Source organism: Micromonospora sp. CNZ297 (genome assembly GCF_007827625.1).
On the sequence record NZ_VISU01000009.1, the window covers coordinates 90,961 to 103,447 of the forward strand.

Sequence of the window (12,487 nt, forward strand, 5' to 3'; positions counted from 1 at the left end):
TATGACCGCTCCCGGACCGGCCGCGCCACCCCCGTCATCCGTTCCGCCCGCGCTGCCGGCGGAACACGGGGTGCCCGCGCCGCCGCAGGGGCCCGGCGCCGCGCCGCCGTTCGCCGCCCCGCCCACCGAGGGCGGGCGGACCCGGCTCTGGCTCGGCCTCGGCGCGGGCGCGCTCGCAGTGCTGATCTGCTGCGGTGGGGGCGGGGCGGCAGTGGTCGGCCTGGCGGTGAGCAACGCCCAGGCGATCGGTGAGCAGGGCCGGGCGGTCACGAACGACTACTACCAGGCGCTCGTGGCCCGGGAGTGGTCCAAGGCGTACGACACGCTCTGCGACGACATCCGGCGACGCGAGCCCCGGCGCGAGTTCGAGCGCCGGGTGGCGACCGAGCCGCAGATCTCCGGCTACCGGGTGGGCGAGGTCGACCTCACCACGCTCACCGTGCCGGTGGACGTCACGCTCGCCGGCGGCCGGCGGGAGGCGCAGACCGTGACGCTCGCGCCGGACCAGCAGACGGGCGGCGTGGAGGTCTGCGGGGTGAGCTGACCGGCCCCCGGTATTCTGCTGGGCTCGGGACGGACACGGTCGTACCGTTGTCCCGAACAGCCCGGTTCCATCCATCTCAACCGCGCCGACCGCCAGCCGGCGTAGGAGGAAACATGCCAGCCGACCGTATCGACGCCGTCACCAGCCTCGCCAAGCGCCGGGGCTTCGTCTTTCCCTCCAGCGAGATCTACGGGGGCACCCGGTCGGCGTGGGACTATGGTCCGCTCGGCGTCGAGCTGAAGGAGAACGTCCGCCGGCAGTGGTGGCGGACCATGGTGCAGCAGCGCGACGACGTCGTCGGCCTCGACTCGGCGGTCATCCTGGCCCGCAAGGTCTGGGAGGCCAGCGGCCACATCGCCGAGTTCGTCGACCCGCTGACCGAGTGTCAGTCCTGCCACAAGCGGTTCCGGGCCGACCACCTGGAAGAGGCGTACGAGGCCAAGCACGGCAAGCCGCTGACCTCGCTGACGGAGCTGAACTGCCCCAACTGCGGCAACAAGGGCACCTTCACCGAGCCGAAGATGTTCAACGGCCTGATGAAGACCTACCTGGGCCCGGTGGAGAGCGACGAGGGCATGCACTACCTGCGCCCGGAGACCGCCCAGGGCATCTTCGTCAACTACAAGAACGTGGAGACGGTCGCCCGCAAGAAGCCGCCGTTCGGCATCGCGCAGACCGGCAAGTCGTTCCGCAACGAGATCACCCCGGGCAACTTCATCTTCCGGACCCGTGAGTTCGAGCAGATGGAGATGGAGTTCTTCGTCGAGCCGGGCACCGACGAGCAGTGGCACGAGTACTGGCTCTCCGAGCGCTGGAACTGGTACCTCGACCTGGGCCTGTCCGAGGAGAACCTGCGCTTCTACGAGCACCCCAAGGAGAAGCTCTCCCACTACTCGAAGCGCACCGTCGACATCGAGTACCGGTTCCGGTTCGGCGGCAGCGAGTTCGCCGAGCTGGAGGGCATCGCCAACCGCACCGACTTCGACCTTGCCACGCACAGCAAGCACTCCGGCGTCGACCTGTCGTACTTCGACCAGGGCAAGGGCGAGCGCTGGATGCCGTACGTGATCGAGCCGGCCGCCGGCCTCACCCGCGCGGTGCTGGCGTTCCTGCTCGAGGCGTACGACGAGGACGAGGCGCCGAACACCAAGGGCGGCGTGGACAAGCGCACCGTCATGCGGTTCGACCCGCGCCTGGCCCCGGTCAAGGTCGCCGTGCTGCCGCTGTCGCGCAACGAGGCGCTGTCGCCGAAGGCCAAGCAGCTCGCCACCGACCTGCGCAAGCGCTGGGTGGTCGAGTTCGACGACTCGCAGGCGATCGGCCGCCGCTACCGCCGGCAGGACGAGATCGGCACGCCGTTCTGCGTCACAGTCGACTTCGACACGCTCGACGACAACGCGGTCACGGTCCGGAACCGGGACACGATGACCCAGGAGCGCGTCTCCCTGGACCAGGTCGAGCGCTACCTGATCGAGCGCCTGCCCGGCTGCTGAGCTGATGTAAGGAAGGGCCCCTTCTTAACGCCTCGCGTAGAGAAGGGGCCCCTTCTTAACACCCCTCATCCGGGGGAGATCGGCTCCGCCCGTACGCCGGTCCCGGCGCCCAGCCCGCGCCGGGCCGCGTACGCGTCCTCCACCATCCGCCGCACACGGCCCGGCTCCCGGCGGATCTGCGCCGGCGTGAAGTGCAGGATGAGCACCCCGTACCGGCTCAGCTCGTTGTGCCGGTCCAGCGTCCGCGCCCAGTCGTTCGGGCTGAGGTGGTACTCCCGCGAGTCGACCTCCAGCGCCACCGCGCAGTCGGCGAGGTAGCCGTCCGGCGTCGGCAGGCGGGTGCCGTCGGCCGCCGACAGCCGCGGGTTCCACAGGATCCCGCCGAGCACGCCGCTGCCGCCCAGGCACTCCCGCAGTTCCGTTTCCGGCGCCGAGCGGACCCCGTCGGTGATCTCCGCGAACGCCTTCCGGATCAGGGCGGTGCGGCTGCGCCGGGCCCGGCGGATCTCCGCGTCCAGGCTGTCCAGGTCGGTGAAACCGCGCTGCACGGCCTCGGCCACCGTCGCCCGTACCGGCCGCAGCCGGCGCAGGTCGCGGGCCGCGTCCACGACCGCCCTGGCCGGCGAGCACACCGGGTACAGCGCGGTCCGCCGGGCCCGCGGATCAAGCTCCAGGGCCCGCGCGATCACCGCGTGACCGGCCGAGCGGCGCCGCACGTGGTGCGGCAGGATCAGGTGTACGTCAGCGGTGCGCGGACTGTGCCGGAAGCCGTACCAGATCAGGGCGGCCAGGCCGGTGAGCTGGGCGTCGGCGCCCGCGTAGAGCGCCGCCGAGATTCGTCGTTGCTCGTCGGTGAGGGTGCCGGTGACGAGCGCGTACGTGGCCGGCAGCACGCGCTGCCACAGGCCGCGCCGGGTCTGCCGGTACAGGTACATGTCGTCGTATCCGACGCCGAGCAGCTGCGTCCGGGTGACGATCTGCTGCTGGCGCTCGGCCAGGTCGCTGAGTTCGGGTGGCTGTTCGCGCATGCCCGGCAGCGTGCGGGCTCGACCGCTGCTCCTCCTGCCCGTTCGCCCGGCCTGTGGACAGCCTCCCCGGTTGTGGAGAATGCCCGCCGGGCGGGCGGGCTGTGATATGTGCCCTGTTAACAAGGGGCCCCTGCTCTACCGGAGACGTTAAGAGGGGGCCCTTCCTTACACTTGTGCGGTGACTGCCCCGACCCTGCCCGCGTTGACCATCGGCCCGCACCGGGTGTGGCCGCCGGTGGTGCTCGCGCCGATGGCCGGGATCACCAACGTCGGCTTCCGCCGGCTCTGCCGTGAGCAGGGCGGCGGCATCTACGTCTGCGAGATGATCACCACCCGTGCGCTCGTCGAGCGGAACCCGAAGACGCTGCGCATGATCGCCTTCGGCGCCGAGGAGAAGCCCCGCAGCCTCCAGCTCTACGGCACCGACCCGGAGATCACCGCCGCCGCCGTGCGGATCGTGGTCGAGCGCGACCTGGCCGACCACATCGACCTGAACTTCGGCTGCCCGGTGCCCAAGGTGACCCGCCGGGGCGGCGGCTCGGCCCTGCCGTGGCGCCGCCGGCTGTTCGCCCGGCTGGTCAGGGCCGCGGTGGACGCCGCGTCACCCGCCGGGGTGCCGGTCACCGTCAAGATGCGCAAGGGCATCGACGACGACCACCTGACGTACGTCGAGGCGGGGCTGGCGGCCCAGGACGCGGGCGTCGCGGCGGTCGCCCTGCACGGGCGTACGGCCGCGCAGCGCTACTCCGGCACCGCCGACTGGGATGCGATCGCCACGCTCAAGTCGGCGCTCGACGTGCCGGTGCTCGGCAACGGCGACATCTGGGAGGCCGACGACGCGCTGCGGATGGTCGCGCACACCGGCGTCGACGGCGTGGTGATCGGGCGCGGCTGCCTGGGCCGGCCGTGGCTGTTCGCCGACCTGGAGGCCGCGTTCAACGGGAGCGCCGAGCGGCGGCTACCGAGCCTCGGCGAGGTGGCGGTGACCATGCGGCGGCACGCCGAACTGCTGGTGGAGCAGTTCGTGGCGGGCGCGCGCAACCCGGCCCGCGGCGAGCGGGACGGCTGCACCGACTTCCGCAAGCACGTCGCCTGGTACCTGAAGGGCTTCCCGATCGGCAGCGAACTGCGCCGCTCGCTCGCCATGATCGAGAGCCTGGCGCAGCTCGACGACCTGCTCGGCAAGCTCGACCCGGCCGTACCGTTCCCGGTGGAGAACCTCGGCCAGCCGCGTGGCCGCACCAACTCCCCGGGCAAGGTATTCCTGCCCGACGGCTGGCTGGCCAGCCGCGACGACGACACCCCGCCCGACGGCGCCGAGCTGGACGACTCGGGCGGCTGACCGCTGACCCCGGACACGCCGAAGGGCCCGACCCCCGTTCCGGGGTCGGGCCCTTCGTCATTGTCACTCGGTCAGGAGCTGTAGCCGCGGCTGGCGATCCAGCGGGCGAGCTCGTCCACGTCGATCCGGTAGGAGGCCTGGTCCGGGTTCGCCGAGTCGGCGATCGTCACGACCTTGCCGCCGTCGCGGTAGCCGACCACGCTGATGTAGTGGCCACCCTCGAACGAGTGGGTGTTGCCGTCGGTGTCGGTCGCGGTGCCGGCGATGTTCGCCACCACGGCCCGGCCGTCGTCCACAGTGCGCACCACGTCGGCACGCAGCTTTTCCACCTTCTCACCGGCCTTGTCCACCGGGATCTCGGTCGACTTGTAGACGTCCTTACCGGTCTCCTTGTTGAGCACCGGCGTGATGTCGTTGATGGAGTTGGTGCCGGCCTCGGTGGTGCCCATCTCCTTGGCCATGGCGTCCACGTCGATGTTCTTGCCCTGCACGCTCAGCGCGTTACGGGCCGCGGCCGGGCCACAGAAGTAGAAGTTGGGCTGCGCCTCGTAGCGCACGTCCAGCTCACGCTCGCCGTGCTTGCGGTCGGTGGTGACGACCTGGGCGGCGCGCTCGGCCGGGGTGGCCTGGGCGGCGATGGCGGGGCCGGCGATGCCACCGGCGGTGGCGGCGATACCGGCGACGGTCAGAGCGGTCTTGCGCAGCAGAGTGGTAGCCATGATCAGTTGCCTCTCTGTCGGGGGTACGCGGCGATGGGGGATGCCGCGAATAAAGATCAGGTGGCCCGGTATGTGCGTCGGGCCGGTGGCTCGCTCGGGCGACCAGCGGGGTGGCCTGCTCCGGCGGCTCGGGGATGTAACGACCGGGGGCCCCGGGGTCATTCCCGGGGAGTGCTGCCCGGCGGTGGGGCCGGCTCGACAGGCGCTGTCGGCCTGCTCGGCGGCTCCGGGGATGTAACGACCGGCGTCCCGGCCTGATTCCCGGCCCGAGGGGGCGGGCGGTCGGCGGGAGCGGCGCGGTCTGCCATGTACAACGCCCCGCACCCACCGCCGATTCCACCCCACGGGTGACCCCGACCACCCCGAATCCGGACACCGAGCCCATCAGGGCTGCCGCCGACACCGAACCCCGCCCGCCCTCGCCGCAGTCACCCCGCCCCGGCCACCTCAAGGGCTCCCCCCAACCCCCCACCCCGTTGATCAAGGAGTTTGTGTCCGTCTGAGGCCGCGCACCGGGCACAAACTCCTTGATCACCGATCCGATGGGAGGGGGGGTGAGTCGCCTTGGTGCCCGATGTCGGGCTCTGGGCGGGTGAGCTTCGAGATCTTGGTAGATCGGCGCCCCTCCGAGGGCTGTTCCGTACCAAGATCTTCGGGTCGCTCGGGGCGCTCGGGGCGCTCGGGGCGCTCGGGAGGGAGTGCGCGACGGCGAGGGGCGGCTGGATGTCGCCGCCCGGGGATGAGGGCGTCGATCATGAAGTTGACGGCGTTTTGTGTCCGGTTTGTCGCCGTCAACTTCATGATCGACGGGGTTCGGCGCCCCGTGCGCGGTCAGGGGGTGGTGTGGGTGGTGGGGGTGGGGGTGGGCTGGGTGGGGATCTGGGCTGGGGTGGTGGGCCAGGGGATCTCGGGGGAGGGGTGGAAGGCGATGCCGGCTGTGGACCAGCGCGGGCCGTGTGCGGCCAGCCGGCTGCGGAACCGGGACCAGTCGTGCGTCTCGCGCGGTGACCAGCCGAGTTCGGCGACGGCGGGCAGGCGCGGGAAGAGCATGAACTCGACCTCGGCCGGCGTCGTGATCGACTCGGTCCACAGCGGCGCCTCCACACCCAGCACCGCCTCGGCCGGTACGCCCCGCACGTGGCTGCCCGGATCCCACTCGTACGCCCGGCGCACGTCGATCAGACCTGCCCAGTCGTGTCCGATCGGGGTGTCCGGGGCGTACTTCATGTCCAGGTACGCGTGGTTGCCGGGGGAGAGGATCAGCCGGGCGCCCCGGCGTACCGCGTCGGCGGTCTCCGGGTCGTCACCGTTCGTGCCCCACCACTGCAGGACGCGCCCGTCGACGTGTGCGGCCGGGGCGAGCTGGTGCCAGCCGACGACGGTCTTGCCGGTGGCGGCCACCAGCCGCTGCGCCCGCTCCACGAAGGAGCGGTAGCTGTCGGCCGGCACCTTGAACGCCTCGTCGCCGCCGAGGTGCAGCCACGGCCCGGGCGTCGACGCGGCCACCTCGCCGACCACGTCCGCGACGAAGGCGTACGTCCGCTCGTCGGCGGGGTCGACGAAGCTGAAGCCGACCTCGGTGCCGGTGTACGGCGGTGGCGCGATCTTGCCGGGCGCCAGTTCGGGGTACGCGACGAGCGCCGCGTTGGTGTGGCCCGGGAGGTCGATCTCGGGCACCACTGTGACGTGGCGGCGGGCGGCGTACGCGACGATGCGGCGGTAGTCGTCACGTGTGTACCAGCCGCCGGGGCCGCCGCCGACCGCTGTCGTGCCGCCGACCTCGGCGAGCCGTGGCCAGGAGTCGACGGCGATCCGCCAGCCCTGGTCGTCGGTGAGGTGCAGGTGCAGGTGGTTGAGCTTGTAGCGGGCCAGGTGGTCGACCACCCGCAGCACGTCCTCGACCGCGAAGAAGTGGCGGGCGACGTCGAGCATCGCGCCCCGGTAGGGGAAGCGCGGCCGGTCGACGATCGTGCCGCCGGGTACCGCCCAGCGCGCGGCGACGGCGGTCGGGCTCTCGATCGGCGCGGGTAGCAGCTGCCGCAGCGTCTGCGCGCCGTGGAACAGCCCGGCCGGGGTGGCGGCGGTGATCCGGACGCCGCCGGTGGTCACGTCGAGGCGGTAGCCCTCGTCTCCGAGCCGCGCGTCGTCCGGCTCGCCGGGCCGGGCGGGAACCGCCGCGGACAGCGTGAGCGTCAGCGGGCCGTCCTCGCCGGTGTCGGCGACCGGGAGCGGGAAGCCGGTGGCCGGGCGCAGCCAGCCGGCGAGCTGTTCGGCCACGTCCCGCCCGGCGGGGCTGACCCGCAGCACCGCGTCCGCGCTCAGCGTGAAGTCGCCGGCCGGGTCCGGGCGCACGTGCTCGGGCGCCGGCACCACGTCGCCGAGCCGGACCGGCGCCGGTCCGGCGAGCGCCTCGGCGGCCCGGCCCGCGGCGTCGCGGGCCAGCTCGGCCGCGGGTGCCGGCACACCGGGCAGCGGCACAGCCGGTACGTCGATGGAAGGGCTGGTGGGACGGGTGTCGGTCGGCTCCGGCCCGGTCTCCGGGGCGGCGGGGTTGGTCGGCACGGCGACGGCTCCGAGGGTGTATTCGCGCGGGATATGGCAAAGGTCAGGTTCCGCGAGATGCAGTGACGTCAAGAGTACGAGGGGGATCGGAATTGCGTGATCGTGCTCGTGGAAGCGTTCCCAAAAACCCGTACGAACGCGGATTGTGGTGACCGTTGTGCCGAAAGTCACCGAACGCTCCCAGGTTTCTCGAAACTCGCCTAGCCTTCGCCCCACCGACGCTGACGAGCCGGGATTACCGGTGGTCACTACCGGGGTATGTCCGAACTGAACCTTCGTTAAGTGTCAATGGCGCGCGTGGGAGGCTCTGGTGGCAGCGCACGATCCGGTCGAGCAGAAGTACGTCTACGACTTCGCCGAGGGCAACAAGGATCTCAAGGATCTGCTCGGCGGCAAGGGGGCCAACCTGGCCGAGATGACGAATCTCGGCCTGCCGGTTCCGCCCGGCTTCACGATCACCACCGAGGCCTGCAAGGCGTACCTGACGACCGGGCGCGAGCCGGACGGCCTGGCCGCCCAGATCGAGGCGCACCTGGAGTCCCTGGAGCGCGAGATGGGCCGGCGCCTCGGCGACCCGGACGACCCGCTGCTCGTCTCGGTGCGCTCCGGCGCCAAGTTCTCCATGCCGGGCATGATGGAGACCGTCCTCAACGTCGGCCTCAACGACCGCAGCGTGGTCGGCCTGAGCAACCAGGCGGGCGGGAACGACCGGTTCGCCTGGGACTCGTACCGCCGGCTGATCCAGATGTTCGGCAAGACCGTCTGCGAGGTGCCGGGCGAGGAGTTCGAGCACGCGCTCGACGAGATCAAGCGCGCCAAGGGCACGCACAACGACCTCGACCTGGACGCCGACGACCTGCGCGGGCTTGTCGACGCGTACAAGCAGATCTTCGCCAAGCACACCGGCCGCGAGTTCCCGCAGGAGCCGCGCGAGCAGCTCGACCTCGCCATCCGCGCGGTCTTCGACTCGTGGAACGCGGAGCGGGCGATCCTCTACCGCCGCCAGGAGCGCATCCCGGCCGACCTGGGCACCGCCGTCAACGTGGTGACGATGGTCTTCGGCAACCTCGGTCCCGACTCCGGTACCGGCGTCGCGTTCACCCGCGACCCGGGCAGCGGCGCGCAGGGCATCTACGGCGACTACCTCGCCAACGCCCAGGGTGAGGACGTGGTCGCCGGCATCCGCAACACGGTGCCGTTGCAGGAGCTGGAGCAGCTCGACAAGACCTCCTACGACCAGCTGCTCGGCATCATGGCCCGGCTGGAGGAGCACTACAAGGACCTCTGCGACATCGAGTTCACCATCGAGCGCGGCAAGCTCTGGATGCTCCAGACCCGCGTCGGCAAGCGCACCGCCGCCGCCGCGTTCGTCATCGCCGGGCAGCTCGTCGACGAGGGTCTGATCGACCTGGACGAGGCGCTGCACCGGGTCAACGGCGCGCAGCTCGCCCAGTTGATGTTCCCGCGCTTCCAGCTCGACCACGAGTTCGAGCCGGTGGCCAAGGGCATCGGCGCCTCCCCGGGTGCCGCGTCCGGCAAGGTCGTCTTCACCTCGGCCCGGGCGGTCGAGCTGGCCGCCGAGGGGGAGTCGGTGATCCTGGTCCGCCGGGAGACCAACCCGGACGACCTCAACGGCATGATCGCCGCCAAGGGCATCCTCACCTCCCGGGGCGGCAAGACCAGCCACGCCGCCGTGGTGGCCCGCGGCATGGGCAAGACCTGCGTCTCCGGTGCCGACGAGCTGGAAGTGAACGTACCGGCGAAGAAGTTCACTGTGGGCGACCACGTGGTGAACGAGGGCGACGTGGTCTCGATCGACGGCACCACCGGCAAGGTCTACCTCGGCGAGGTGCCGGTCATGCCGTCCGAGGTGGTGCAGTACTTCGAGGGCGAACTCGACCCGGAGAACACCGACGACGCGCTGGTCCGCTCCGTACACCGGATCATGACGCACGCCGACGCCGCGCGGCGGCTGCGGGTACGCACGAACGCCGACACCGGCGCGGACGCGGCCCGGGCGCGGCGCTTCGGCGCCGAGGGCATCGGCCTGTGCCGCACCGAGCACATGTTCCTCGGCGACCGGCGCGAGCTGGTCGAGCGGCTCATCCTGGCATCCGGCGAGCGGGAGCGGGAGGACGCGCTCGCCGCGCTGCTGCCGCTCCAGCGGGCCGACTTCATCGAGATCTTCCGCGAGATGGACGGCCTGCCGGTCACCGTGCGGCTGATCGACCCGCCGCTGCACGAGTTCCTGCCCCCGCTGGAACAGCTCGCGGTCAACGTCGCGGTGGCACAGGAGCGCGGCGAGGACGTCGCCAAGGAGGAGGCGCTGCTCGCCGCCGTGCGGCGGATGCACGAGGAGAACCCGATGCTGGGCCTGCGCGGCGTCCGGCTCGGCCTGGTCATCCCCGGCCTGTTCGCCATGCAGGTCCGCGCGATCGCGGAGGCCGCCGTCGCGGTCGTCCGCGACGGCGGCAAGGCCTGCCCGGAGATCATGGTGCCGCTGGTCGGGGCCGTGCAGGAGCTGGAGACGGTACGCGCCGAGGCCGAGCGGATCATCGCCGAGGTGGTCGGGGACAGCGGCGTCGAGGTGCTGATCGGCACGATGATCGAGGTGCCCCGGGCGGCGCTGACCGCCGGGCAGATCGCCGAGGCGGCCGAGTTCTTCTCCTTCGGCACCAACGACCTGACCCAGATGGGCTGGGGCTTCTCCCGCGACGACGTGGAGGGCGCGTTCTTCTGGCGCTACCTGGAGCTGGGCATCTTCGGTATCTCGCCGTTCGAGTCGATCGACACCGACGGCGTCGGCCGGCTGGTGCGCATCGCCGCCGAGGAGGGCCGGGCGGCCCGTCCGGGCCTCAAGCTCGGCGTCTGCGGCGAGCACGGCGGCGACCCGGACTCGGTGCACTTCTTCCACGAGGTCGGCCTGGACTACGTCTCCTGCTCGCCGTTCCGGGTGCCGGTGGCCCGGCTGGAGGCAGGCCGCGCGTCGATCACCACCACCGGTTCGGACTCCCGCTGACGCGGCGCGGGGCCGCCGGTGCTCGCCGGCGGCCCCGCGTACGCCCGGCGCGCCTTTCCGGCCTCCTCGGCGTAGCCTGAGCTTCCGCCACGTGTCGATCAGGAGGGGTGGCCGCATGACCGCCGTCTGGGAGAACCTGACCATCGACGCCCGGGATCCGTCCCGGCTCGCCAGTTGGTGGGCGGAGGCCCTCGGCTATCAGGTGATCACCGACAAGCCGGACGAGGTGGAGATCCGCCGGACCCCCGACACGACGCCCGGTCTCGTCTTCGTCCCGGTCTCCGGGCCGAAGGAGGGGAAGAACCGGCTGCACATCGACCTGCGCCCGGCCGACATGGAGGCCGAGGTGGAGCGCCTCGTCGACATGGGCGCCCGGCACGTCGACATCGGCCAGGGGGACGTGGAGTGGACGGTGCTCGCCGACCCGGAGGGCAACGAGTTCTGCGTGCTCCGGGAGCGCGAGGAGTGAGCCGGTCTTGCGAGCCCCGCAGTCGCGACCCTCTGCCAGTCCGGGAGAAATGAGCGACGCGGCGCGGCTGGTCGACGAGGCGCCCAAGGACACAGGGTACGGCCGGTCGCCGTTCGAGCGGGACCGCGCCCGCGTGCTGCACTCGGCGGCGTTCCGCCGGCTCGCCGCGAAGACCCAGGTGCACACCGCCGGGACGAACGACTTCCTGCGTACCCGGCTGACCCACTCGCTGGAGGTCGCGCAGATCGCCCGCGAGATGGGCGCCCGGCTGGGCTGCGACCCGGACGTGGTGGACACCGCCGGGCTGGCGCACGACCTGGGCCACCCGCCGTTCGGGCACAACGGCGAGTACGCCCTGGACGAGCTGGCCGCCGACTGCGGCGGCTTCGAGGGCAACGCGCAGACGCTGCGGGTGCTCACCCGGCTGGAGGCGAAGGTGCTCGCCCCGGACGGGCGCTCGGCCGGGCTGAACCTGACCCGGGCCGCGCTGGACGCGGTGAGCAAGTACCCGTGGCCGCGCCGCCCCGGCGAGCGCAAGTTCGGCGTGTACGCCGACGACCGCCCGGTCTTCGACTGGCTGCGCGAAGGCGCCCCGCCGGGCGACCGGCGCTGCCTGGAGGCCCAGGTGATGGACTGGGCCGACGACGTGGCGTACTCGGTGCACGACGTCGAGGACGGCATCCACGGCGGGTACGTCGACCTGCGCCCGCTGCTGGCCGACGCGGACGAGCGGCGGGCGCTCTGCGCCGACGTGTCCGCCGCCTACTCGGGTGAGGCGCCGGAGGATCTGGGCGAGGTGCTCGCCGGCCTGCTGGCCGATCCGGTGCTCGCCCCGCTTGCCGCGTACGACGGCAGCCACCGCGCGCTCGCCGCGTTGAAGGCCACCACGAGCGTGCTCACCGGCCGGTTCGTCGCCGGCGTGGTGGCCGCGACCGAGCAGCGCCACGGGCCCGGCCCGCACCGCCGCTACGACGCCGACCTGGAGGTGCCGCGCCGGATCCGGGCGCAGTGCGCGCTGCTCAAGGGCATCGCGCTGCGGTACGTGATGCGCCGCCCCGGCGCCGGGGACCGCTACGCGCGGCAGCGCGACGTCCTGACCGGGCTGGTCGCGGCGCTGCTGGACCGGGCGCCGGATGCGCTCGACCCGGTGTTCGCGCCGCTGTGGCGTGACGCGGCGGACGACGCCGCGCGGCTGCGCGTGGTGATCGACCAGGTCGCCTCGCTCACCGATCCGGCCGCGCTGGCCTGGCACGCCCGCCTGGTGTCGCCGAGCTGACCGCATCGTGCCCGGGGCGAGCCATCGAACTTAGG

9 protein-coding genes are annotated in these 12,487 nt (G+C 72.0%); 6 read left to right on the top strand and 3 right to left on the bottom strand.

Translation table 11 applies throughout. The annotated features are described in order from the left end of the window. Positions 1-70: 70 nt before the first annotated feature. Both FB454_RS17800 and FB454_RS17805 read left to right on the top strand, forming a co-directional pair. Positions 71-544: a hypothetical protein gene (locus FB454_RS17800; protein ID WP_013287941.1), complete on the top strand. Its 474-nt coding sequence runs from the start codon at positions 71-73 to the stop codon at positions 542-544. 113 nt (positions 545-657) lie between these two features. Continuing rightward, positions 658-2,037: a glycine--tRNA ligase gene (locus tag FB454_RS17805; protein WP_013287940.1), complete on the top strand. Its 1,380-nt coding sequence runs from the start codon at positions 658-660 to the stop codon at positions 2,035-2,037. A 65-nt stretch (positions 2,038-2,102) separates the two neighbouring features. On the opposite strand, the gene FB454_RS17810 is transcribed toward FB454_RS17805, so the two are convergent. Beyond that, positions 2,103-3,065 carry a type IV toxin-antitoxin system AbiEi family antitoxin domain-containing protein gene (locus tag FB454_RS17810; RefSeq protein ID WP_013287939.1) on the bottom strand — a complete coding sequence of 321 codons (963 nt, stop codon included), beginning with the start codon at positions 3,063-3,065 and terminating at the stop codon, positions 2,103-2,105. A gap of 178 nt (positions 3,066-3,243) precedes the next feature. Between FB454_RS17810 and dusB the strand changes: the two genes are divergently transcribed. Next, entirely contained in the window at positions 3,244-4,407 is a 1,164-nt protein-coding gene (dusB, locus tag FB454_RS17815; protein ID WP_013287938.1) for a tRNA dihydrouridine synthase DusB, read from the top strand. Between the two features lie 71 nt (positions 4,408-4,478). Here dusB and FB454_RS17820 read toward each other — a convergent pair whose 3' ends face one another. Both FB454_RS17820 and FB454_RS17825 read right to left on the bottom strand, forming a co-directional pair. Beyond that, positions 4,479-5,126, bottom strand: a complete 648-nt coding sequence (locus tag FB454_RS17820; protein ID WP_145754886.1) for a C39 family peptidase — start codon at positions 5,124-5,126, stop codon at positions 4,479-4,481. Positions 5,127-5,957: 831 nt separating this feature from the next. Continuing rightward, a complete protein-coding gene (locus tag FB454_RS17825; protein ID WP_145823199.1) occupies positions 5,958-7,688 on the bottom strand; it encodes a beta-N-acetylhexosaminidase in 1,731 nt (576 codons plus the stop codon). A gap of 310 nt (positions 7,689-7,998) precedes the next feature. Here FB454_RS17825 and ppdK point away from each other — a divergent pair, with 310 nt between their 5' ends. The 3 genes from ppdK (at position 7,999) to FB454_RS17840 (ending at position 12,452) form a co-directional block, all read left to right on the top strand. After that, positions 7,999-10,707, top strand: a complete 2,709-nt coding sequence (gene ppdK / locus FB454_RS17830) for a pyruvate, phosphate dikinase (RefSeq protein ID WP_013287935.1) — start codon at positions 7,999-8,001, stop codon at positions 10,705-10,707. A gap of 115 nt (positions 10,708-10,822) precedes the next feature. Continuing rightward, the gene (locus FB454_RS17835) at positions 10,823-11,176 is read left to right on the top strand and encodes a VOC family protein (protein ID WP_013287934.1); all 354 of its coding nucleotides are present in this window, start codon (positions 10,823-10,825) and stop codon (positions 11,174-11,176) included. A gap of 49 nt (positions 11,177-11,225) precedes the next feature. Further along, positions 11,226-12,452: a deoxyguanosinetriphosphate triphosphohydrolase gene (locus tag FB454_RS17840; RefSeq protein WP_013287933.1), complete on the top strand. Its 1,227-nt coding sequence runs from the start codon at positions 11,226-11,228 to the stop codon at positions 12,450-12,452. Positions 12,453-12,487: the final 35 nt, after the last annotated feature.